Source organism: Pseudomonas sp. Arb-4-2C (genome assembly GCF_055755015.1).
Genome location: NZ_CM146899.1, coordinates 2,977,515 through 2,998,760 on the forward strand (window position 1 = coordinate 2,977,515; position 21,246 = coordinate 2,998,760).

A 21,246-nucleotide genomic window follows, 5' to 3' on the forward strand; every position below is an offset into this window, starting at 1 on the left:
ACATAGAGAAATATTCTCGCCGATAGTTCCGTTGGCGCCTTTTGGCGGCGAAAACAGAGTAGCTCAAAGACGCAGCTGCGCTGCACCACCATACGCCGATCGCCCCCCAATGTGAGCATTTGTCGGTATCATGGCGCCTTTGAACCAGCGAACGAGACAGATAGATGGCCGCGGTAAAAATCATCAACGGGTATGTGATCGACAAGAAAGACGGCAAGTGGACGCTGACCACGACCAATGGCGAACACATCGCCGGGCCGTTCGACAGTGAGCAGATGGCGACGGATGTAGCGTCGGTGTTCACAGACACCCCGGCATCGTCCAAGCGTCGTGGCAAAGATCAAGACTGATCGGCTGCGACACATGATGCCGAGCCCTGCCCTTGCGCAGGGCTTTTTTGTGGCCACCGGAAAGATCAATGAAACAAGTGGCCTATCGCTATAACCTTTTCACTGCGGCGCTGTCAGAGCGTTTAGCCCCTCCCTCGCTGAAGACGACACTCCTATGAACATGAACAGATTGCTGCCGCTGCTCGCGGTATTGGCCCTCGGTGGCTGTGCCACTTCGCAAACCACTTACCTGAACAACGGCGAACAGGGCTTGACCATCGACTGCTCCGGCGAGGCCAACTCCTGGGCCACCTGCTACGAAAAGGCTGATGCCTCCTGCGCCGGCACCGGGTATCGCATCGTTGGTACCGATGGCACGCCGGCGCCGAAGGAAAGCGACAAGACCCTGGGGGTCGATGTCGGCAACTACAAGAACCGCAGTGTGGTGGTGGTCTGCAAATAGACCCTACATGTGAATCTCGGCGAATTTGATTCCGAGCCCGCGTACGATCTCGATCAAGTCATCGAGCCGGGCAAAGGATTCGACTTCATCGTTATCGTCCACCAGAAAATAGCTGCGCCCGGCGCTCTTCTTGAAAAACACGATCCACTCGCCCGGATTGGCCGGGTTCTGAATGACATGCGTGGCAGAAATCAGGCCTTCTGCGTGGCGCTCCCGTACTTGCTCTCGCTTCATTCGCGACTCCAGAAATGAAAATGCCGTCACAGCATGGCTGTGACGGCATTGGTGCTGATGACTATCAGTCTATCAGCCGGAAATACAGGCATTGGCAGCGTTTTGCACGTCACGCGGACGAACCGGCACATTGGACATGCGCTCGTGCAGCTTGATGCTGCTGCCGCCGGAGCGATCGTCGATATCAAACACGGCAGCCGCACCGGTCGAAAACTTCCCGGGAACAATCACTCGAACGCCATCCTTGTGCGGTTCCATCTGCAACGCGCCACGGCTGCTGGCAAGCTTTTGCGCCAGGCACTGAGCATACTCATGGGGTTTCTTGCCGGAAATCACGCTCATGGTCGGCAACGTCTCATTGATTTCGGAAACGCTCGCGCAACCACCCACGGCCAACATCAACGGCAGACACACCACACCCCACTTCATACAAACACCTCCCATAAAGACCGTCGGACAGCAGTAATGCCATTTTTCTCCGAGGCTCACTCCATTAAACCCGCATCGAATCGCGAATAACTGTTTTTAATTGTCAAAGCGGCGCTCGACGGCGGGATAATAACCCGTTCGGGCTGATAAACTGCGCCAATCGCACATGCTATCGTTTTGATTTAGTAGAAAAAGCCCTTTTGGAGGCGCCCATGAAATTCATTCACCAGCGCGAGCACCTCAACGAAGACGACATCGTCGTCATCCAATGCTCGCAAACCTGCAACATCCGTTTGATGAACGACGCCAACTTCCGCGCGTTCAAGAACGGCGGACGCCACACCTACCACGGCGGCGCTTTCGACACGTTTCCTGCGCGCATCACCGCGCCGAGCACCGGTTTCTGGAACATCACCATCGACACCGTCAACCGTCGCGCCATCAGCGTCACGCGCAAACCGACCCTGACCCACTCGATCAAAATCATCCGCCGCTCCAGCACCAAACTCAGCTGAGTCGCCCCCAACGCAAGGTAAGCACGACCGTGGCCCAAACGACCAAATACGTCATCAAATACAAGCTCAACGGTGAGCGCCGCTTCGAGTTCGCGCAACTGGAACACGGCACTGTGGAAGAGGCCAAGGCGGCGCTGGACGCGATCCACGGCACCACTGAAGATGTGATCAGCGATATCGCCGTCAGCAAAGCCCTGTAACGCAACACATCGGATTCGACCGCAAGCGGCGGAGTGTTCTGCCGCCGGGACCTGCCCAGACTGAGCGCCCAGACCACGCGTTCAGGAGTCAGCATGTCAATGTCCCCCTCACGGCTGGATGCGCTCGATTGGGCAGCCCTGGAACAGCAACTGGATGAGCAAGGATACGCCATCATCCGTGCGCTGCTTTCGGCCCACACCTGCGAGCGCCTGAGTGTCCTGTATCCGCAGACCGAACCGTTTCGCTCGCAGGTCGTCATGGCCCGTCACGGTTTCGGTCGCGGGCAATACAAATATTTTCGCTATCCCCTGCCGACCACGGTCGAGCGCCTGCGCAACGCGCTTTATCCGCGCCTGGTGCCGCTGGCCAACCGCTGGAACGACCGCATGGGTTTGCCCGCACGTTTCCCTGTCGCCCATGCCGAATTTCTTCAGCGCTGCCACGCCGCCGGTCAGTTGCGGCCAACGCCGCTGTTGCTGCAGTACGGCCCGCAGGACTACAACTGCCTGCATCAGGACCTCTACGGGGAGCTGGTTTTCCCACTGCAAGTTGCGATTCTTCTGTCAGCACCGGGGCAAGACTTTACCGGCGGCGAGTTCGTCATGACCGAGCAGCGGCCGCGCATGCAATCGCGCCCGCATGTGGTGGATCTGCAACAAGGTGATGCGGTGATCTTTGCGGTCAACCAGCGTCCGGTCAGAGGCACACGCGGCGACTATAAGGTGACCCTGCGGCATGGCGTCAGTCGCCTGCACAGTGGAAATCGGCATACCCTAGGCATCATTTTCCACGACGCAACATGAGCAGCATGCAACCGACCACCTTCGACCTGTTCGCCGACCACGAACCTGCGCAACAACCGCGTGCCGAGCAAATCGGTGAACAGTCATGGGTGTTGCGCGGCTTCGCGCTGCCGATTGTCGATCAGGTGTTGTCGGCGCTGGATGCCCTGCTCGCTGCCGCGCCGTTGCGCCACATGGTCACACCGGGAGGTTTCAGCATGTCGGTGGGCACCAGCAGTTGCGGGGCGCTGGGCTGGATCACCGATCGCAGCGGCTATCGTTACAGCGCCGTCGACCCGCTGAGCGGCAGGCCATGGCCGGCGATGCCACTGGTGCTGTTCGAACTGGCGCAAACAGCCGCGCAACGCGCAGGATTTGCCGACTTTCACGCGGATTCCTGCCTGATCAACCAATATATCCCCGGCGCCAAGATGTCTTTGCACCAGGACAAAGACGAACATGCCTACGCGGCGCCAATCGTTTCGTTGTCACTGGGCTTGCCGGCAATGTTCCTGTTCGGTGGTTTTGCCCGGAGCGACAAGAGCCAGCGCATTCCCCTGCTGCACGGCGACATGGTGGTCTGGGGCGGCGTCGATCGCCTGCGTTTTCACGGCGTGCTGCCGATCAAGCCAGGGCGGCATCCACGCTTGGGCGAACGCCGGATCAACCTGACTTTTCGCGTTGCCGGATGAGCCTGAAAAATTTGACCGCAAGGCGCGGAGTGTTACTGACATCGCCGCTGATTAACCTGAATCAAACAGGTCAACGGACTACTCGCCATGAAAAAGCTTTCGCCCATCATCAACGTTGAAACCGATCCACGCTGGGCCGCCGTCGTTGCGCGGGACCCGCGGGCCGACGGGCAGTTTGTCTATGCAGTGAAAACCACCGGGGTCTATTGCCGCCCGAGCAGTCTTTCGCGCTTGCCCAAGCCACAGAACGTCGAGTTCTTCGACAGCGCCGAAGCCGCCGAGGCGGCGGGTTATCGTCCGAGCAAACGCACCAGCAAGGATCAGACTGACGTCGCCACCCAACACGCCGCGACCGTGGCGCTGGCCTGCCGGCAGATCGAAATCTGCGAAACGCCGCCCGCGCTCAACGAACTCGCCGAGGCGGCCGGACTCAGCCCGTTTCATTTTCACCGTGTGTTCAAGGCTGCAACCGGCCTTACGCCCAAGGGTTACGCGGCGGCGCATCGCTCACGCCGGGTGCGTGAACGACTGGCGGACGGTGGTTCGGTGACCGATGCGCTGTACGACGCAGGCTTCAACTCCAACAGCCGCTTCTACGAATCGGCCGACAAAGTGCTGGGCATGAAGCCTGGCGACTACCGCGCGGCCGGGCGCAACAACGACATTCACTTTGCCGTCGGCCAATGCTCACTCGGGGCGATTCTGGTGGCACAGAGTGAGCGCGGAGTGTGCGCGATTCTGTTGGGCGATGATCCGCATCAACTGGTGTGTGATCTGCAGGATCAGTTCCGTCAGGCCAACCTGATTGGCGCCGATACCGGCTTCGAGCAGTTGATTGCCCAAGTGGTCGGCTTCATCGAGGCGCCAGCACTGGGCCTCGATTTGCCTCTGGACGTGCGCGGCACGGCTTTTCAGGAGCGAGTGTGGCAGGCGCTACGGGAAATCCCGGTTGGGCGCACCGCCAGTTACGCCGAGATCGCCCAGCGTATTGGTGCGCCGACCTCCATGCGCGCCGTCGCCCAGGCTTGCGGCGCCAATCGCCTGGCCGTGGCGATCCCCTGCCATCGCGTGGTGCGCAGCGATGGCAATCTCTCAGGGTATCGCTGGGGCGTGGAGCGCAAGCGCCAACTGCTGGAGCGCGAAACGCAGCCTTAATGGATGCCGATGTAGACCGCCACTGACTCGGGGCCGGTATAGGCCTCGAAGTCGGTGGCGTAACGGCGCTGAATCTGCGGATTGTCTGCAAAGAACGTCCAGATCCGCCCCCAGGTCGCAATGACCGCGTCAGGCAGCGTGCCCTGTGCTTCAAACACCAGATACTCACCCGCTTCAATCGGCACCGCTTGGTAGTCCTTGGTGCGCGCACTCACGGCGACGCCAGCGGTGACATCGAACGCACCCGAGGCATCGGACTCGTAAGCCGAGTACACACCATAAATTGGCGAGTTGGCGGTCTTGGCAGGAATGCTCTCGGCCAGTTCTTCGCTGAAAAACCGCCCCCACATCGGACCGATTTTTGCGGTCGCGGGCTGGTGCTCTGCGGCGTTGGTGGTACGTACGCGCAGGCCGGCAACGGTAAAGGCGTCGATTTGCTGTCGTTTCAAGTCCATCGAAATTGCGGCTCCCTGTTATAGAAGTGCGGCCACAGAGGGCCGCAATGAGGCTTACTTTGTCAGCGATTGACGTCGACCACAACCCTGCCGCGCAACTGCCCGGCGAGCAGTTTTGGCGTCGCATCAATGGCTTCGCTCAGCGCGATTTCGTGGCTGATCAATGGCAACAGGGCGCAGTCCAGATCGCTGGCCAGACGTTCCCAGGCTTCGATCCGGCGTGCCTTGGGTTGGGTCACGCTATTGATCCCGGCCAGAGTTACCCCGCGCAAAATGAACGGCGCCACCGACGCCGGGAAATCCATGCCCTGAGCCAGACCGCAGGCCGCCACCGTTCCTTCGGCACGGGTGCTGGCACAGGCGTTGGCCAACGTATGGCTGCCGACCGAATCGATCACCGCTGCCCAGCGCTCCTTGGCCAGTGGTTTACCCGGCTGCGACAGGGTCGCGCGATCTATGATTTCGCTGGCGCCCAGTTGCTTCAGATATTCATGCTCGGACACCCGGCCGGTTGACGCCACTACCCGATAACCCAGTTTGCCGAGCAAGGCGATAGCGAAGCTGCCCACCCCGCCATTCGCGCCAGTCACCAGCACCTCGCCCTGAGTCGCGGTCACGCCGTTACGTTCCAGCGCCAGAATGCACAGCATCGCCGTGTAGCCGGCGGTGCCGATGGCCATCGCTTGCGCGGTGCTGAATGCTTTGGGCAAAGGAATCAGCCAGTCGCCATTGAGTCGCGCCTTTTGCGCCAGCCCGCCCCAATGATTCTCGCCCACGCCCCAGCCATTGAGCAGCACTGAGTCACCGGCCTTGTAGTCGGGGTGCGAACTGACCTCGACCGTTCCTGCCAGATCGATACCCGGAACCATCGGGAACTTGCGCACCACCGGACTGCTGCCGGTAATCGCCAGACCGTCCTTGAAATTCAGCGTGCTGTACGCAACCTTCACCGTCACGTCACCATCAGGCAACTGCGCCTCGCTGATCTGCTGCAGACTGGCGTGGTAACCGTTGTCGTCTTTGTCGATCAAAATGCCGTTGAACATGGCTGCCTCGCAATCAATGGATTCAAATCCTCGCGCCTTGAAATAACACAAAGCAACACATTGCCCCACCCGACTTTGCGCCAATTCGCAAATCTGCAAAGTAATTCCAGAGCGGGCGGCTATGCTTTTTCGACGGTCATGCTTTCGCTGCCCTCCCTCCCGAAAGTGACCCTGTCGATGGAGCTGACAATGTCTTACCCGCGTTCATTGCTTGCGATGTTATTGCTGTGCCTGCTGACCGTTGGCACCACTTGGGCAGCCCCGGCCACTGCCACCACACCTGCCGCAGCCGATGCCGCGCCCAGCGCGCCGACATGGCCGCAAGTGATCACCAGCGGCAAGGCCAAACTGACCGTGTACCAGCCGCAACTCGACAGTTGGGACGGCTACACCCTAAATGCCCGGGCGGCGGTCGAAGCCACCGGCGCCGATGGCAAACCCACCTACGGAATTGTCCAGTTCAGCGCACACACCCTGGTCAACAAGGCCACACGCTGGGTCGCGCTGGATCAATACAGGATCATCAAGGCCGACTTCCCCGCTGATGCCAGCCAGACCGATGTGTGGCTCGCAGCGCTGCAAAAGGATGCCGAAAGCCGCAAGAAAACCATTTCCCTCGATCAACTCGAAGCCGCCGTCGGCGTGCTGTCGGCCGAGCAGAAAGCCGACAGCGCACCGCTGGAAAACACCCCGCCGGCGATCATCAGCACCGACGGCCCCGCCCTGCTCGTCTACATCGATGGTGACGCGGCCTACCGCGCCGTCGATGGCACCGCGTTGCAACGGGTGATCAACACCCGCCCGCTGCTGCTCAAGGACGCTGAGGGCAAGCACTACCTGCACGTGTTTGATGGCTGGATGGTTGCCGACAGTCTCAGCGGCGAGTACACGCGCCTGACCACACCCCCGGCCGATCTGGAGAAAGCCAGGCAGGCAGCGATTCAGAGCCGTCAGGTCGATCTGCTGACCGGCCAGAGTGATCCGAAAGACAAGGCCCCCAGCCTGGCCAAGGCGCCACAGCCGAGAATCTTCATCGCCACCACCCCCACCGAACTGATCGTCACCGACGGGCCGCCACAGTGGTCGCCGATTCAAGGCACCAGCCTGTTGTACGTAAGCAATACCACCGGCCACATTTTCAAGGAAATCGGCGATCAGAACAGTTACGTGCTGATCTCCGGCCGCTGGTTCCGTGCCGCCGACATGAGCGGTCCCTGGACGTTTACCCCGGCGGACAAACTGCCGGCAGACTTTGCCAACATTCCCGACGACAGCCCAAAAGAAAACGTCAAGGCCTCCGTCGCCGGCACGCCACAGGCCAAGGAAGCCGCGATCGCCGCGACCATTCCGCAAACCTCGGCGATCAAGAAAAGCGCAGTGAAAATGACCGCGCCGCAGTTCGACGGCGAGCCGCAACTCAAGGCGATCAACAACACATCGCTGCAGTACGTGGTCAACAGCGCCACACCGATCATTCGCGTCGACAATGACAACTGGTATGCGGTGGAAAACGGTATCTGGTTCACCGCGACATCAGTGAACGGGCCGTGGGTCGTCGCCAGTTCGGTACCGGCGGTGATCTACTCGATTCCGCCAAGCTCACCGATGCATTACCTCACTTACGTCAAGGTCTATGAGTCCAGCGGCGATACCGTGGTCGTCGGCTACACCCCGGGTTATCAGGGTTCGAACCTGGACCCGACCACGGGTGTGGTGGTCTACGGCACCGGTTATCCGTACACGCCATGGGTCGGCAACGTCTGGTACGGGCCACCGGTGACGTACGGTTTCGGCGTCGCGATTCGCTACACGCCGTGGACCGGCTGGACCTTCGGTTTCGGCTTCGGCTGGAGCTGGGGCGGCAACACCGTGGCGATGGGCTGGGGCTGGGGCGCTTACCCGTGGTGGGGCAATTATGGCTGGGGTTACGCCTGGGGGCCGCACTTGTACCCGGCGCCGCTGGCCTGGGGCGGCGCCGCTTACGGTTATCGAGGTGGTGCCGTGGCCTGGGGCCCTGGCGGCTGGGCCGGCACCACCGGCAATATCTATCGTCAATGGGGTGACCGCGCGACCGTGAGTCGCTATGGCGCTGGCTACAACGCCTGGACCGGCAATCGCTGGGCGGGTCAGGTCGGCTCGTCCTATAACTCGCGCACCGGCATTGCCGCGGCGGGTCAGCGCGGGGCCGTACACAATGTCTACAACGGCAACTACGCGGCCGGACGCAGCGGCGAAGTGGTCGGGCCGAACGGTGGCGCCATTGCCGGCGGCCGGGTGACGGCGGGCAACGCACGCAATGGCACTCAGGTCACCGCCAATCGTGGCGCGGTCTACAACCCCAACACCGACAAGACCACGCAATATGGCGGCGTGAAGGGACGCAACGGCGGTGCCGCACGGGTCGGCGACAACGTGTATGCCGGGCACGACGGCAATGTCTACAAGAAGACCGACAACGGTTGGCAATCAATGGTCAAGGGCAGTCCGACACGCACGGCACCGGTCAACAACAATGCCCAGTTGCAAAACCTCAATCGCGAATCGGCGGCGCGCAACTTCGGCAACCAGCGCACCAATAACTTTCACAACTCTTCGCAAAACATGAATCGCTCCTTTGGAGGCGGCGGTGGTGGCGGACTTCATCGACGCTGACAGGGGACGATTGCCCCTGCCCTGAAAATCCGGGCTGGCCCTGAGGCCGGTTTTGCTGTTAAAAAACCGGCTCTGCCGTCCCTGCCCCGTTTCATCGTTCGGAGAACTGCTTCCATGAGTCAATGGCCTGACACCCGCTTGCTTGACCTTCTCGGCATCGAACTGCCGATCATCCAGGCTCCCATGGCCGGCGCCACGACTCCGGCCATGGTGATCGCTGTGTGCAACGCGGGCGGGTTGGGTTCGATGCCTGCCGCCATGCTGAGCATCGAGCAACTGCGTGAAGATCTGCAGACCATTCGCGAGCACACCCGCAATCCGTTCAACGTCAATTTTTTCTGTCATCAGCCACCGACCGCCGATGAACAACGGGCACGCGACTGGAAAAATCTGCTGGAGCCTTATTACCGCGAGCTGGGCGTCGATTTCGATGCGCCGACACCGGTTTCCAATCGGGCGCCATTCGATGCGGCGGCGTGCGCCGTGCTGGAAGAGTTTCGCCCGCCAGTGGTAAGTTTTCACTTTGGCCTGCCGGAGAAATCCCTGCTGGATCGGGTCAAGGCCACTGGCGCGAAAATCCTCTCTTCCGCGACCACCGTCGATGAAGCGTTATGGCTTGAACAACACGGCTGCGATGCGATCATCGCGATGGGTTACGAGGCGGGTGGACACCGCGGGATGTTTCTCAGTGATGACTTGAGCAGCCAGGTCGGCACCTTTGCCCTGGTGCCGCAGATTGCTGACGCGGTCAAGGTCCCGGTCATTGCTGCCGGCGGCATCGCCGACGGCCGAGGTGTGGCGGCGGCATTGATGCTGGGCGCATCGGCAGTCCAGGTCGGCACCGCCTACCTGTTCACGCCGGAAGCCAAGGTCAGTGCGTCCCACCACCAGGCGCTGCGCAGCGCCAAGGAAAGCGAAACCGCCCTGACCAACCTGTTCACCGGGCGCCCCGCTCGGGGGATTTTCAATCGGGTGATGCGCGAGATCGGCCCGATGTCGCCCAAGGCGCCGGCGTTCCCGCTGGCCGGCGGAGCATTGATGCCGTTGCGCGCCAAAAACGAAGCGCAATTCAGTAATCTCTGGGCCGGTCAGGCCTTTCCATTGGGCGAGGAGCGGAGCAGCGCCGAACTGACCCGGCAACTGGCTGAAGGCGCCCTGGCAAAACTGGCGCGCCGATGATCCGGCACGGGGTGAGGAACGGCACAGCCTCACCCCGTGTTTATAAGCACTTCCTGTTTAGCGGCATTTCGCTATATATTTCGCTATATAGCGTTTCACCCCCTCGCATCGGTGCAGTCCACCCCCAACAATAACTGCCCTCTGCACTCGCCAATAACGGAGCTGTTACATGACCATTCGTGCCTCACGTTTTGCCCCAACTTGCCTGGCCACTTTGCTGGCGGTATTCGCCTTTGGCGCCGCTCAGGCTGATGAAGTGCAGGTGGCAGTTGCCGCTAACTTCACCGCACCAATCCAGGCGATCGCTGCCGATTTCGAAAAAGACACCGGGCACAAACTGGTGGCTGCCTACGGCGCCACCGGCCAGTTCTACACCCAGATCAAGAACGGCGCGCCGTTCGAAGTGTTCCTCTCGGCCGATGACACCACCCCGGAAAAACTGGAAAAAGAAGGCGACACCGTCAAAGGCTCGCGCTTCACCTACGCCATCGGCACCCTGGCACTGTGGTCGGCGAAAGAAGGTTACGTCGACGCCAAAGGTGACGTACTGAAGAATAACGAGTACCAGCACCTGTCCATCGCCAACCCGAAAGCCGCGCCGTATGGCCTGGCGGCCACTCAGGTACTGGAAAAACTCAAACTGACTGAAGCGACCAAAGCCAAGATCGTCGAAGGCCAGAATATTACCCAGGCTTACCAGTTTGTCTCCACCGGTAACGCCGAACTGGGCTTCGTCGCACTGTCGCAGATCTACAAGGACGGCAAGGTCACCAGCGGTTCGGCGTGGATCGTTCCAGCCAGCATGCACGACCCGATCAAACAGGACGCAGTCATCCTGAACAAAGGCAAGGACAGCGCCGCCGCCAAGGCACTGGTTGAATACCTCAAAGGCCCGAAAGCTGCTGCGGTCATCAAGTCCTACGGCTACCAGCTCTAAATGGCGCTCTCGAGTGCCGACTTTGCGGCGATCTGGCTGACCCTTAAACTGGCGTCCCTGACCACCGCGATCTTGCTGGTCGTCGGCACTCCGATTGCCTTGTGGTTGTCGCGCAGCCGTTCCTGGCTGCGCGGCCCGATCGGGGCGATCGTCGCCTTGCCCCTCGTGCTGCCACCGACCGTGATCGGTTTCTATCTGTTGCTGATGATGGGCCCCAATGGTTTTCTCGGGCATTTCACCCAATGGCTGGGCCTGGGCACCCTGACCTTCAGCTTCACCGGGCTGGTGATCGGTTCGGTGATCTATTCCATGCCGTTTGTGGTGCAACCGCTGCAAAACGCCTTCTCGGCGATAGGCACTCGCCCACTGGAAGTGGCCGCGACCTTGCGCGCCAATCCCTGGGACACCTTTTTCAGCGTGATACTGCCATTGGCCCGCCCCGGATTCGTGACGGCGGCGATCCTCGGTTTCGCGCATACCGTCGGCGAATTCGGCGTGGTGCTGATGATCGGCGGCAACATTCCCGACAAGACCCGGGTGGTCTCGGTGCAGATCTACGACCATGTCGAGGCCATGGAATACGCTCAGGCCCATTGGCTGGCCGGAGCAATGCTGGTGTTTTCGTTTCTGGTGTTGTTGGCGCTGTACTCCAGCCGCAAGACCCGTGCGGGCTGGAGCTGATTGATGATTGATGCACGTCTGAAAATCGCCTATTCAGGCTTCAGCCTGGATGTCGATCTGCACTTGCCGGGGCGTGGAGTGACCGCGCTGTACGGTCATTCCGGTTCGGGCAAAACCACCTGCCTGCGCTGTATCGCCGGTCTTGAGCGGGCCGAACAGGGTTTTATCCAGGTCAACGACGAAGTCTGGCAGGACAGCGAACGGCGCATTTTTGTCCCGCCGCACAAACGTGCACTGGGTTATGTGTTCCAGGAGGCCAGTCTGTTCCCGCACTTGTCAGTGCTGGCCAACCTGCAGTTCGGCCTCAAGCGCATCGCCAAGGCCCAGCGTCGGGTCGACATGGCGCAAGCTACCGAACTGCTGGGCATCGGTCATTTGCTGGAACGCCATCCGCAGCACCTGTCCGGCGGCGAACGCCAGCGTGTCGGCATCGCCCGCGCACTGCTGACCAGCCCGAAACTGCTGCTGATGGACGAGCCATTGGCCGCCCTCGATAGCCAGCGCAAAAACGAAATCCTGCCGTACCTGCAACGCCTGCACGATGAACTGGACATTCCGGTGCTGTACGTCAGCCACGCTCAGGATGAGGTCGCGCGCCTTGCCGATCATTTGGTGCTGCTCAGCGACGGCAAGGCGCTGGCCAGCGGCCCGATCGGCGAGACCCTCGCCCGTCTGGACCTGCCAATGGCGATGGGCGATGACGCTGGCGTGATCATCGAAGGCCAGGTCAGCGCCTACGACGCCGATTATCAGCTGCTCAGCCTGCAACTGCCGGCCACCGAGATGAACATCCGCGTGACCCACGCGCCCATGACCGTGGGCCAGGCCTTGCGCGCCAAGGTGCACGCGCGCGACATCAGCCTGAGCCTGCACGACAGCGAAGCCAGCAGCATTCTCAATCGGTTGCCGGTCACCGTGGTCAGCGAGCAGGCGGCGGACAACACCGCGCATGTATTGATTCGGCTGGATGCCGGTGGCACGCCGCTGTTGGCGCGGATTACCCGGTTCTCCCGGGATCAGTTGGGCATCCATCCGGGCCAGCATTTGTGGGCGCAGATCAAGGCTGTCGCGGTACTGGCCTGAATTCGTTGGCACGACGGCCATGGCGCGCGGTCAATCGCTGTAACAGAGCGATTCGCCGCCAAGGACCTCCGCCATGCCCGACACTGCGCCAGCCGACCTGCTGCCACCCGATCTGCATTACGTCGACGACACCCAACCCGGCCTGACCCGCAAGAAGCTGCGTGGCAAATTCGCCTATTTCGATCCGACCGGACAGCGCATCAGCGACTCTGACGAGATCCGCCGGATCAACGCACTGGCGGTGCCACCGGCCTACACCGACGTGTGGATCTGCGCCGACCCGCGCGGCCATTTGCAGGCCACCGGCCGCGATGCCCGCGGCCGCAAGCAATATCGGTATCACCCACGCTGGCGTGAAGTGCGCGACGCCGACAAGTACTCGCGCCTGCGTGAGTTCGGCCTGGCACTGCCAAAGTTGCGTAAACAACTCGAAACCTTACTGGCCGCGCCCGGTTTCAGCCGCGACAAGGTCATGGCCACAGTCATCACGTTGCTCGACGCCACGCTGATCCGCGTCGGCAACACTCAATACGCGCGGGACAACCGTTCCTACGGCCTGACCACCCTGCGCAGCCGGCATGTCGAGGTCAATGGCAGCGCGATCCTGTTCCAGTTTCGCGGCAAGAGCGGCATCGAGCACCAGATCACCGTCAAGGATCGGCGCCTGGCGCGTATCATCAAGCGTTGCCTGGAGATTCCCGGGCAAAATCTGTTCCAGTACCTGGACGACAACGGCGAGCGGCACACCGTCAGCTCGCAGGACGTCAATACTTACCTGCAGACCCTCACCGGCGCCGACTTCACCGCCAAGGACTACCGCACCTGGGCCGGCAGCGCGCTGGCTCTGGCGGTGTTGCGCGAGCTGCAATGGGAGTCGGAAGCCGAGGCGAAACGACACGTGGTGGACATGGTCAAGAGCGTGTCCAAGCAACTGGGCAACACCCCCGCGGTGTGCCGCAAGTGCTACATCCATCCAGCGGTGGTCGAGCGGTTCCTGCTGGGTGCGCTGGCCGAACTGCCGCGTCCAAGAGTGCGCAAGGGCCTGCGCTCTGAGGAAGTGGCCCTGGCGATGTTTCTGGAGCAAATGCTGGATGTGCCTTGATCGAGACGCACAGCTGGACTAGGCTAGCCACCTTTCCCCTCTTCAGGACAACCGCAGAAAGTGAACAATCAAGCCTTCTGAAAATGTAATCGCGACACGCGCTGAATCGCGCCTGTCAGTGTTCACGACATTTTTCGGAGGTGCCGATGACTCACGTCTCGCGTACGCCTGCCCTCGTCTCCCTGAATCAAACGACTTTTCAGTTCGCCAATGGCGAGACGATTTTCAACGACCTGAATCTGCAATTCGATCACACCCACACCGCGATCGTCGGACGCAATGGCGTCGGTAAAAGCGTCCTCGCACGGCTGATTGCCGGACGTCTGCAACCAACTGCCGGCAGCGTTACCTGCACGGTTGCCACGGCCTATGTCGCGCAGACATTCCTCGCCGAGCCGGGGCAGACCGTGGCCGACGCCACGGGCAGCGCTGCCGCCCTTCAAGCGCTGGAGCGTCTGCAGCGCAGCGAGGCGACGGCGGAAGATTTCGACATCCTCGGCGAACGCTGGGACTTGCCCGAACGTCTGCGCCAATGGCTGGATGATGCCGGTCTGCCGGACGTTGCACCGACGGATTTGACCCAGTCTTTGAGCGGCGGTCAGCAAGCACGACTGGCGTTGATCGGCGCCTTCCTGAGCCCGGCGCGCCTGCTGGTGCTGGATGAGCCGACCAACCATCTGGACGCCGCCGGCCGGCACTGGTTGATGAGTGAGCTGCAACGCTGGCGCGGCGCCCTGATCGTCGTCAGCCACGACCGGCAGTTACTTGAGCGCATGCAGCGTATCGTCGAGCTGACGCCATTGGGCGCCACGGTGTTCGGCGGCAACTTTTGCACGTATCAACACCAGCGGCAGATCCACAAAGCGGCGGCGCAAGCAACGCTCGATCAAAGCCGGACCGAACGCCGGCGTGAGCAGCAACGCCTGCAAAGCGAGCACGACACCATTCAGCGCCATGCCGCGCGCTCGTTGCGCAATGCCAGAACCGCCAATGTTTCTGGCTTCGAACGCGCCAGCCTCAAAGGTGCCGCGCGACAGATCATGGGGCATGTGCGTTACGACCATCAGCAACGCAAATCACAACTGGACGCCCGAGTGCGCGACGCCTACGCCAAAGTGCTCGCGGACGATGTGGTACTGATGAACATTCCAGGCAGCGCAGTGCCCTCCTCGCGCAGGGTCTGCACATTGATTGACGCCCGCCTGCCATGGCTGCCGGCACACACGCTCAACCTGACGCTTAGCGGCCCGGCACGCGTCGCCGTCAACGGCCCCAATGGCTGCGGCAAATCGACCTTGCTCAGACTGCTTGCCGAAGAACTGCACCCCGTCAGCGGCGAATGCACCCTTCATGTTTCAGTGGCCTATCTGGACCAGCATCTCGCGCTGCTGGACGATCGCCTCAGCGTCATTGAACAACTGAGCGCGCTGCAGAGCCCATGGAGTGAAAGCGAACTGCGCAGCCATCTGGCGCACTTGCACCTGGACGCACAACGGGTCACCCGCCCAAGCGGGTCGCTGAGCGGCGGCGAGCGCTTGAAAGCCGCGTTAGCCGTGGCCTTGTGGCGCAAGATCCCCGCGCAATTGTTGCTGCTCGATGAGCCGAGCAATCATCTGGACCTGGCCTCGGTACAGGCTTTCGAACAGGCATTGCAGACGTTTCCCGGCGCAATCGTCGCGGTTTCCCACGACCCGGATTTTCTACTGGCGTTGAAACCGACGCATCGCCTGGATTGGCATCACGAGGGATGGCGATTGCAACCGACGAACTGACTGTCTATTTTTTGCACGATTGGCCAAGGCTTCTATAGTTGATCTGACACCTAATTGCTGTGGTGACGCCATGGAAGACATATTTGTCGTGAAGCGCTGCAACAAGATCATCATTCACGGCCGCCGCGCCGGGGAAAGCCTGCATGAGCCCGCCGAGGCCAGCAGTTGGTATCGAATCAACGACACCCGCACCGGCGGCTTCATCGGCGATGGCTACGACCTCGAGGACGATGCCCGACGCGAATGCCGTCGTCTCAATGCCGCCAGCGCGCCACTGCCGGCGCGCCAGTCGGCTGGCTGATGCAATTGACAGGCGGGGTCTATACTCAATTCAGCTGACGGACCAGCGCCCCAACGGCAGAGAGCTCGCAGCTCTGCGGGCTTTTTGCTGCCTCTCAACGGTTTTCTGAACGGAGGTGTTTCATGTCTGAAAAAGAGTCCATCACCACCCTCCTCACCCTGCTCGACTCCCGTCAGGCGCGCCTTGCTGCAGCCTGCAAGGAGATCGCCGACTGGGTTGATCATCAAGGCGGGCATCCGACCGCCCTGCGCATCCGTGATCGCCTGAACGACATCGAAAAAGACACGCCGCTGATCCGCAGCACCCTGTCTTCGCTGCAACCTGTCGAACGACCATTGCCGCGCTTCAGATGATTGCACAGCGATAAACGACAGTACTCGTCGTACCATTTGGCCGATGCAACGAACGCCCTGGGTCGTGGGATGTCATAACCTGTACACGTCACCCAGGAGACTGGTCATGGTTATCCATTTCAAAACAGACGGACATCTGGCTTGTGGTCACAAGGGCAACAACCTTGCCTCGAGCCTGGAACTCAATCGCGTCAAATGCCGTAGCTGCCGCAATACCGATGCCTTCAAAGAGGCGCGCAAAACCCAGCGCAATGCTGCACGCCGCGCAGCCCGTCTTGCCAAAACCGATCACGGTGCGTCGAACTGGCGCTCGGAATGGATCGAACGATTGACCGCACTGGCCGGGCCGCAGCGTCTGCCACGAGGCTTTCACGGGCAGGCGTTTGTCTAGATCCGACTAAAAATGGGCCGACCTGATCGGCCCATTGGCTTGAGACGCCTTCCATATTTTTTAAAAGCACCTTTCCTCGATTCTCCTGCCCCACCGGCCATCTCTTTTATTCAACGCCGATTTGAAAGTGCCCATAACCTGTGCTTTAAACAGTGAGCCACGAGATCGGATTCCGTGGTTTATCGCGCCAGGAAGGCGCCGGCCAACAGAGGCGGATTGTCTCCAGGTGTGCCCGGAAACAACTAAAAGGATTTTAGCTATGACTTTGTCTTTGCAAGATCTCAAGCCCGACCAGATCGAAGCGTTCAAGAAGCAGTCACAAGTTGCATTCGACGCTGAAATCAAACGCCGACAGGATGTCGTCGCTGCACAACCGGCACTTCGTGAGGTTCTCCACCAGAATGTGCATCCACAAACGCTGTGCGGTTGCGGCTGTCAGCAGAACATCTGCGGCTACTTCAACTTTTCAGGGTGCGGATGTGGCTGCGGCCCTCAGACCGAGACGATCCAGATCAGCTCATCTCTTTGCAATATCGGTCCTGAAGCGCCCCAGCAAGGGACAAGTGTCCGGTTCATCGGCCAAGCGACAGGAACCGGCACCAGCCTCAATATTTCCAACGCCTATCTGCAGGGCACAGTGCCTGATGCGGAGAATCTGATCGGCATCCAGCTGACACTGCAACTGTCGATCAATCAAGGGGCACTCTCACTTGCCATCCTGGAAGGAAACCGGTTGTTAGCCGTACTGGTCCATCCATCGCAATATGCCGCCAACATCAACGGCCAGTTCTATGGCAGTGGTTTTGGTACGTTCACCCGAGCGTGAAGTAACTGACCTGGACTAACGGTCCGAGTCAAAAAAAGCCCCGGCCTCAACCGCCGGGGCTTTTTATTGCGCCTGTGCAACGCCAGCTCGAATGTTAAAGTTTGACCGTACTTTCAAGGACGACACCTCGTGCGCGCACAAAGATTTGCTGTATCGGCTGCGATGTTCACCCTCAGCCTTTCTGCTCACGCTGCCTCCGCCTGCATCGTGACTGCCGAAAAGCGTTTAAACGAAATAGGTTAAGCGTCGGCCAGGTTCGCAGACCGGTGGACCTTGGAATCAGCCAACACGCCCGCATAACAATGGCTATACGCACTGCCACCGAGAGGAAGCAAAAATCATGACCGGACAAACCGAAACCGCCATTCTCGCCGGCGGCTGCTTCTGGGGGATGCAGGATCTGCTGCGTCGCTATCCCGGCGTGCTGCAGACCCGAGTCGGATACACCGGCGGAGACGTAGCGAATGCCACCTACCGCAATCACGGCAACCACGCCGAAGCCATCGAAATCGTGTTCGATCCGGCCGTGATCAGCTACCGGCAGATCCTCGAGTTCTTCTTCCAGATTCATGACCCGAGCACGCCCAACCGTCAGGGCAACGACCGCGGTCCCAGCTATCGTTCGGCAATCTATTACCTCAACGAGCAGCAACGCGATATCGCCGAAGATACCGCTGCCGATGTCGATGCCTCAAAATTGTGGCCTGGCCGTGTGGTCACCGAAATCGAGCCGGCGGGACCATTCTGGGAAGCGGAGCCCGAGCATCAGGACTACCTGGAGCGGATCCCGAATGGCTACACCTGCCACTTCATCCGTCCGAACTGGAAGCTGCCCAAGCGCGGCTGAGGACCTGTCGGTCGACTTCGGCAGAGGCTCAAGTCAGTCCGACAGGACAGCCGTGAGCAGGGTCTTCGGCTCCAGAAAAGCACTCATCCCCCACTTGCCCATTTCGCGCCCAAGGCCTGAATGCTTGAACCCGCCGAACGGCGCGCGAGGCTCGTGGGCCAGGGTGTTGATGAGCACACGTCCCGAGTCGATCTGCCGAGCGATATTCACACAGCGTTCGCGGCTTTTTCCCAGCACCAGGGCACTCAGTCCATAGTCGGTATCGTTGGCAATGCCGAGCGCATCGGCGTCATCCTCGTAAGGAATGATCGTCAGTACCGGGCCGAAGATTTCGTCACGCGCAATGCGCATCCCGTTGTGCGCATCGGTGAAGATCGTGGGCTTCACGAACCACCCGGCGTGCAAGCCTAGCGGGCGCCCTTCGCCACCTGCCAGCAACCGCGCACCCTCTTCCTGGCCAATACGGATGTAACGCTGTACCCGCTCCCATTGCTTCTGGCTCACCATCGGACCGATGTCGGTATCGGCGTTGCGCGGATCACCCGAACGAATCTGGGCGACCGCCTCTTTCGCCACACCTTCGAACTCTGCCAACCGGCTGCGCGGCACCAGGATGCGTGTGCCCGCGATGCAAGCCTGGCCGCTGTTGAGAAACCCGGCCTGTAGCACCAGCGGCATGACCGCTTGAAAATCAGCGTCGTCGAGCACCACGGTGGGCGACTTGCCGCCAAGCTCGAGCGTCACGCGTTTCATGGTGTCAGCACCGGTTCTTACCAGGTGCTGACCGACTGCGGACGACCCCGTAAACGAGATTTTGGCAACGTCGGGATGACGGGCGATTTCCTCGCCCACCACATCGCCTCGTCCGTTGACGATATTGAATACGCCCGGTGGCAACTGCGCTTCGTGCAGCGCCTTGAGTACAACCTGCGTTTGCAGCGCACTCATCTCGCTGGGCTTGATGACAGCAGTGCAACCTGCGGCCAGCGCCGTCGCCAGTTTGTTGCAGATGAAGCCGGCATTGCTGTTCCACGGCGTGATCAGACCGGTAACACCCACAGGTGTCAGAATGACCCGTGCCATGCCGACCTGCTCCTCGAACTCGAACGTCTGCAGTGCATCGATTGCCTGCGCAATCACATCCGCCGGATAGGTTGCCATCCAGCGCCCGCGAACCGCAGGCGATCCATATTCCAGAAGGATGGCTTCCAGCAACTCCTCCTCCCTTGCCGCCACGGCCCGGTGCATGCGTTGCAATGCGCCAATGCGCTCGTCCCGAGTGGTACGAGACCAGGCCGGGAATGCGGCCTTGGCAGCGGCAATTGCATGCTGAGCGTCCACCGAGTCGCCCAGTCGAACCTGGCCGATAACCTCTTCGGTGCTCGGATTATGCAGGTCGAACCACTCCTGACCGTGGGGAACGACGTATTCGCCGTTGATGTAGATGTGTTCAATGCGCTGCATGACGACTCCTCACTCAAATTGACTCGGCTGAATCGAGCCTCTGTGAACCGAAGTCTAAGAAGGGTTTATTATTCCGATAAGCCATCCATTGATTGATGAAGCATCCGCATTTTCAGGACAATCCATGCACAAGACAGGAATGACCGAGCTGGAAGTGGTTCTGGCCGTTGCGCGCCGCAACAGTTTTCGTGGCGCAGCGCAGGAACTGGGCATGTCCACCACCGCTGTGAGCAGCGCAGTGGCTGGCCTCGAAGCGCGCCTGAAGGTGCGCCTGTTCAATCGCTCCACGCGCAGCGTCGCCCTCACCGATATCGGGCAACGATATGTAGAGCGCATTGCTCCCGCCTTGGCGCAGATCAAAAGTGCCGGCGAAGAAGCCAGCGTCGGCCTCGATCAACCCAGTGGCACCCTGCGCATCAATGCGCCCTATGGCGCGGCCTACCTGCTGCTTGAGCCGCTGTTCAAACAATACGCGCAGCGCTATCCCGAGGTACGCATCGACATCGTCAGTGAAGCCAGCATGATCGACATCGTCGCCGGTGGCTTCGACGCCGGGATTCGTCTGGCGGAGTCCGTGCCCCAAGACATGATTGCCGTGGCGCTGTCAGACGATATCCGCATGCTCGTGGTAGCGACGCCTGAGTACCTCGAGCGCCACGGCGTGCCTGAGCATCCGCGAGACCTGCTGACTCACCAGAGCATCGGCATGCGTATGGCTCATGGCGGCCTCTATCACTGGGAACTGCAGCGCGACGGCGAAAAACTGCAAATGGATCTGCCGGTGCGCTTTGCATTCAACGAGTTGCTCGCGATTAAACAGGCCGTGGTGTCGGGCCTTGGCATCGGCTTCATTTCCGAATGGTTCATCCAGCAAGAACTGGCCAGTGGCGCACTTGTGCCGGTGCTGATGCCTTGGTGTCCTTCGTTTGACGGACTGCGGCTTTATTACTCGGGGCACCGCTTCGTACCGGCGCGATTGCGCGCGTTGATTGCTCTGGTGCATGAATTGCGGCCCGGCGTGGCTTGATCCAGAACGCATATTTTGTGTTCGAAAACAGAGCGTCGCCTTAGCACAGTTCAAACCTTCGAGGATGAACATACGTTCATCGCAAGCAGGGCTCAATGCGTCTAGCCTGCGGGTTCCAACATAGTGACTACAGGAGTACCCCACCATGTTCTCGCACGAAAGCATCCCGCTGATTGCCATTTTCATCATCATGCTGCTGTGCGTGCTTGCGGCCTTTCTACATCCGGTTCACGCACTTTTCAGTTGGATTCGCAGGCGCCGGGAAAGATCATCCACCCGGATTTGCAATGAAGCCGATTCGCGCTGAACGTTTATCCTGACGGGCCCGGA

Annotated in this window: 26 protein-coding genes; 21 read left to right on the forward strand and 5 right to left on the reverse strand. The window is 60.5% G+C overall.

Going from position 1 to position 21,246, the window contains the following annotated elements; translation table 11 throughout:
- Positions 1-164: 164 nt before the first annotated feature.
- The gene (locus AC0J41_RS13250) at positions 165-350 is read left to right on the forward strand and encodes a hypothetical protein (protein WP_016774922.1); all 186 of its coding nucleotides are present in this window, start codon (positions 165-167) and stop codon (positions 348-350) included.
- Positions 351-504: 154 nt separating this feature from the next.
- Entirely contained in the window at positions 505-792 is a 288-nt protein-coding gene (locus AC0J41_RS13255; protein WP_081794906.1) for a hypothetical protein, read from the forward strand.
- A 3-nt stretch (positions 793-795) separates the two neighbouring features.
- Here AC0J41_RS13255 and AC0J41_RS13260 read toward each other — a convergent pair whose 3' ends face one another.
- Together AC0J41_RS13260 and AC0J41_RS13265 are read right to left on the reverse strand one after the other, a co-directional pair.
- Positions 796-1,026, reverse strand: coding sequence for a hypothetical protein (locus AC0J41_RS13260; RefSeq protein WP_003225391.1), 231 nt, complete (start codon positions 1,024-1,026; stop codon positions 796-798).
- 72 nt (positions 1,027-1,098) lie between these two features.
- Positions 1,099-1,455 (reverse strand): hypothetical protein, encoded by a 357-nt coding sequence (locus tag AC0J41_RS13265; protein ID WP_025112440.1) that lies wholly within the window; start codon positions 1,453-1,455, stop codon positions 1,099-1,101.
- Between the two features lie 212 nt (positions 1,456-1,667).
- On the opposite strand from AC0J41_RS13265, the gene AC0J41_RS13270 reads away from it, so the two are divergent.
- The 5 genes from AC0J41_RS13270 (at position 1,668) to ada (ending at position 4,800) form a co-directional block, all read left to right on the forward strand.
- Entirely contained in the window at positions 1,668-1,970 is a 303-nt protein-coding gene (locus AC0J41_RS13270; RefSeq protein WP_025112441.1) for a DUF1883 domain-containing protein, read from the forward strand.
- A gap of 29 nt (positions 1,971-1,999) precedes the next feature.
- A complete protein-coding gene (locus tag AC0J41_RS13275; protein ID WP_177327363.1) occupies positions 2,000-2,170 on the forward strand; it encodes a hypothetical protein in 171 nt (56 codons plus the stop codon).
- A gap of 93 nt (positions 2,171-2,263) precedes the next feature.
- Positions 2,264-2,974: a 2OG-Fe(II) oxygenase gene (locus tag AC0J41_RS13280; protein WP_473015872.1), complete on the forward strand. Its 711-nt coding sequence runs from the start codon at positions 2,264-2,266 to the stop codon at positions 2,972-2,974.
- Positions 2,975-2,979: 5 nt separating this feature from the next.
- Positions 2,980-3,645, forward strand: a complete 666-nt coding sequence (gene alkB / locus AC0J41_RS13285; protein WP_473016000.1) for a DNA oxidative demethylase AlkB — start codon at positions 2,980-2,982, stop codon at positions 3,643-3,645.
- An 87-nt stretch (positions 3,646-3,732) separates the two neighbouring features.
- Positions 3,733-4,800 (forward strand): bifunctional DNA-binding transcriptional regulator/O6-methylguanine-DNA methyltransferase Ada, encoded by a 1,068-nt coding sequence (gene ada, locus AC0J41_RS13290; protein ID WP_473015873.1) that lies wholly within the window; start codon positions 3,733-3,735, stop codon positions 4,798-4,800.
- Here the strand turns inward: ada and AC0J41_RS13295 are convergent.
- Both AC0J41_RS13295 and acuI read right to left on the reverse strand, forming a co-directional pair.
- Positions 4,797-5,255, reverse strand: coding sequence for a GyrI-like domain-containing protein (locus AC0J41_RS13295; protein ID WP_473015874.1), 459 nt, complete (start codon positions 5,253-5,255; stop codon positions 4,797-4,799). The two genes, ada and AC0J41_RS13295, sit on opposite strands and share 4 nt — an antisense overlap.
- A gap of 62 nt (positions 5,256-5,317) precedes the next feature.
- A complete protein-coding gene (gene acuI / locus AC0J41_RS13300; RefSeq protein WP_473015875.1) occupies positions 5,318-6,301 on the reverse strand; it encodes an acrylyl-CoA reductase (NADPH) in 984 nt (327 codons plus the stop codon).
- A gap of 189 nt (positions 6,302-6,490) precedes the next feature.
- Between acuI and AC0J41_RS13305 the strand changes: the two genes are divergently transcribed.
- From AC0J41_RS13305 to msrA, 12 genes are all read left to right on the forward strand, one after another.
- Positions 6,491-8,953 (forward strand): autotransporter, encoded by a 2,463-nt coding sequence (locus tag AC0J41_RS13305; protein WP_473015876.1) that lies wholly within the window; start codon positions 6,491-6,493, stop codon positions 8,951-8,953.
- A 114-nt stretch (positions 8,954-9,067) separates the two neighbouring features.
- Complete coding sequence (locus tag AC0J41_RS13310) at positions 9,068-10,132, forward strand: NAD(P)H-dependent flavin oxidoreductase (protein WP_473015877.1); 1,065 nt, start codon at positions 9,068-9,070, stop codon at positions 10,130-10,132.
- A 169-nt stretch (positions 10,133-10,301) separates the two neighbouring features.
- The gene (gene modA, locus AC0J41_RS13315) at positions 10,302-11,069 is read left to right on the forward strand and encodes a molybdate ABC transporter substrate-binding protein (protein WP_473015878.1); all 768 of its coding nucleotides are present in this window, start codon (positions 10,302-10,304) and stop codon (positions 11,067-11,069) included.
- Complete coding sequence (gene modB, locus AC0J41_RS13320) at positions 11,070-11,750, forward strand: molybdate ABC transporter permease subunit (protein ID WP_025112450.1); 681 nt, start codon at positions 11,070-11,072, stop codon at positions 11,748-11,750.
- Positions 11,751-11,753: 3 nt separating this feature from the next.
- Positions 11,754-12,833 carry a molybdenum ABC transporter ATP-binding protein gene (gene modC / locus AC0J41_RS13325; RefSeq protein WP_473015879.1) on the forward strand — a complete coding sequence of 360 codons (1,080 nt, stop codon included), beginning with the start codon at positions 11,754-11,756 and terminating at the stop codon, positions 12,831-12,833.
- 73 nt (positions 12,834-12,906) lie between these two features.
- Entirely contained in the window at positions 12,907-13,935 is a 1,029-nt protein-coding gene (locus AC0J41_RS13330; protein ID WP_473015880.1) for a DNA topoisomerase IB, read from the forward strand.
- Positions 13,936-14,081: 146 nt separating this feature from the next.
- A complete protein-coding gene (locus AC0J41_RS13335) occupies positions 14,082-15,707 on the forward strand; it encodes an ABC-F family ATP-binding cassette domain-containing protein (protein WP_473015881.1) in 1,626 nt (541 codons plus the stop codon).
- 70 nt (positions 15,708-15,777) lie between these two features.
- Positions 15,778-16,008, forward strand: coding sequence for a hypothetical protein (locus tag AC0J41_RS13340; protein WP_473015882.1), 231 nt, complete (start codon positions 15,778-15,780; stop codon positions 16,006-16,008).
- Between the two features lie 122 nt (positions 16,009-16,130).
- Complete coding sequence (locus tag AC0J41_RS13345; protein ID WP_007964939.1) at positions 16,131-16,361, forward strand: hypothetical protein; 231 nt, start codon at positions 16,131-16,133, stop codon at positions 16,359-16,361.
- 106 nt (positions 16,362-16,467) lie between these two features.
- On the forward strand, positions 16,468-16,752 hold the full coding sequence (locus tag AC0J41_RS13350; protein WP_025112455.1) for a hypothetical protein: 285 nt from the start codon (positions 16,468-16,470) through the stop codon (positions 16,750-16,752).
- Between the two features lie 259 nt (positions 16,753-17,011).
- Positions 17,012-17,578, forward strand: a complete 567-nt coding sequence (locus tag AC0J41_RS13355; protein ID WP_025112456.1) for a hypothetical protein — start codon at positions 17,012-17,014, stop codon at positions 17,576-17,578.
- A 340-nt stretch (positions 17,579-17,918) separates the two neighbouring features.
- Positions 17,919-18,425 (forward strand): peptide-methionine (S)-S-oxide reductase MsrA, encoded by a 507-nt coding sequence (gene msrA / locus AC0J41_RS13360; RefSeq protein ID WP_025112457.1) that lies wholly within the window; start codon positions 17,919-17,921, stop codon positions 18,423-18,425.
- 33 nt (positions 18,426-18,458) lie between these two features.
- Here the strand turns inward: msrA and AC0J41_RS13365 are convergent, their stop codons facing one another.
- Positions 18,459-19,889: an aldehyde dehydrogenase family protein gene (locus AC0J41_RS13365; protein ID WP_473015883.1), complete on the reverse strand. Its 1,431-nt coding sequence runs from the start codon at positions 19,887-19,889 to the stop codon at positions 18,459-18,461.
- 124 nt (positions 19,890-20,013) lie between these two features.
- Between AC0J41_RS13365 and AC0J41_RS13370 the strand changes: the two genes are divergently transcribed.
- Positions 20,014-20,916 carry a LysR family transcriptional regulator gene (locus tag AC0J41_RS13370; protein ID WP_473015884.1) on the forward strand — a complete coding sequence of 301 codons (903 nt, stop codon included), beginning with the start codon at positions 20,014-20,016 and terminating at the stop codon, positions 20,914-20,916.
- 145 nt (positions 20,917-21,061) lie between these two features.
- The gene (locus AC0J41_RS13375; RefSeq protein WP_473015885.1) at positions 21,062-21,223 is read left to right on the forward strand and encodes a hypothetical protein; all 162 of its coding nucleotides are present in this window, start codon (positions 21,062-21,064) and stop codon (positions 21,221-21,223) included.
- Positions 21,224-21,246: the final 23 nt, after the last annotated feature.

Coding starts and splice junctions, on each gene's coding strand:
- AC0J41_RS13305 (WP_473015876.1), top strand. CDS start 6,491: ATGTCTTACCCGCGTTCATTGCTTGCGATGTTATTGCTGTGCCTGCTG.
- AC0J41_RS13260 (WP_003225391.1), bottom strand. CDS start 1,026: ATGAAGCGAGAGCAAGTACGGGAGCGCCACGCAGAAGGCCTGATTTCT.
- AC0J41_RS13335 (WP_473015881.1), top strand. CDS start 14,082: ATGACTCACGTCTCGCGTACGCCTGCCCTCGTCTCCCTGAATCAAACG.
- AC0J41_RS13345 (WP_007964939.1), top strand. CDS start 16,131: ATGTCTGAAAAAGAGTCCATCACCACCCTCCTCACCCTGCTCGACTCC.
- AC0J41_RS13350 (WP_025112455.1), top strand. CDS start 16,468: ATGGTTATCCATTTCAAAACAGACGGACATCTGGCTTGTGGTCACAAG.
- AC0J41_RS13370 (WP_473015884.1), top strand. CDS start 20,014: ATGCACAAGACAGGAATGACCGAGCTGGAAGTGGTTCTGGCCGTTGCG.
- AC0J41_RS13310 (WP_473015877.1), top strand. CDS start 9,068: ATGAGTCAATGGCCTGACACCCGCTTGCTTGACCTTCTCGGCATCGAA.
- AC0J41_RS13255 (WP_081794906.1), top strand. CDS start 505: ATGAACATGAACAGATTGCTGCCGCTGCTCGCGGTATTGGCCCTCGGT.
- acuI (WP_473015875.1), bottom strand. CDS start 6,301: ATGTTCAACGGCATTTTGATCGACAAAGACGACAACGGTTACCACGCC.
- ada (WP_473015873.1), top strand. CDS start 3,733: ATGAAAAAGCTTTCGCCCATCATCAACGTTGAAACCGATCCACGCTGG.
- modC (WP_473015879.1), top strand. CDS start 11,754: ATGATTGATGCACGTCTGAAAATCGCCTATTCAGGCTTCAGCCTGGAT.
- alkB (WP_473016000.1), top strand. CDS start 2,980: ATGCAACCGACCACCTTCGACCTGTTCGCCGACCACGAACCTGCGCAA.
- AC0J41_RS13270 (WP_025112441.1), top strand. CDS start 1,668: ATGAAATTCATTCACCAGCGCGAGCACCTCAACGAAGACGACATCGTC.
- AC0J41_RS13280 (WP_473015872.1), top strand. CDS start 2,264: ATGTCAATGTCCCCCTCACGGCTGGATGCGCTCGATTGGGCAGCCCTG.
- AC0J41_RS13295 (WP_473015874.1), bottom strand. CDS start 5,255: ATGGACTTGAAACGACAGCAAATCGACGCCTTTACCGTTGCCGGCCTG.
- AC0J41_RS13340 (WP_473015882.1), top strand. CDS start 15,778: ATGGAAGACATATTTGTCGTGAAGCGCTGCAACAAGATCATCATTCAC.
- AC0J41_RS13355 (WP_025112456.1), top strand. CDS start 17,012: ATGACTTTGTCTTTGCAAGATCTCAAGCCCGACCAGATCGAAGCGTTC.
- AC0J41_RS13375 (WP_473015885.1), top strand. CDS start 21,062: ATGTTCTCGCACGAAAGCATCCCGCTGATTGCCATTTTCATCATCATG.
- msrA (WP_025112457.1), top strand. CDS start 17,919: ATGACCGGACAAACCGAAACCGCCATTCTCGCCGGCGGCTGCTTCTGG.
- modA (WP_473015878.1), top strand. CDS start 10,302: ATGACCATTCGTGCCTCACGTTTTGCCCCAACTTGCCTGGCCACTTTG.
- AC0J41_RS13365 (WP_473015883.1), bottom strand. CDS start 19,889: ATGCAGCGCATTGAACACATCTACATCAACGGCGAATACGTCGTTCCC.
- modB (WP_025112450.1), top strand. CDS start 11,070: ATGGCGCTCTCGAGTGCCGACTTTGCGGCGATCTGGCTGACCCTTAAA.
- AC0J41_RS13265 (WP_025112440.1), bottom strand. CDS start 1,455: ATGAAGTGGGGTGTGGTGTGTCTGCCGTTGATGTTGGCCGTGGGTGGT.
- AC0J41_RS13330 (WP_473015880.1), top strand. CDS start 12,907: ATGCCCGACACTGCGCCAGCCGACCTGCTGCCACCCGATCTGCATTAC.
- AC0J41_RS13250 (WP_016774922.1), top strand. CDS start 165: ATGGCCGCGGTAAAAATCATCAACGGGTATGTGATCGACAAGAAAGAC.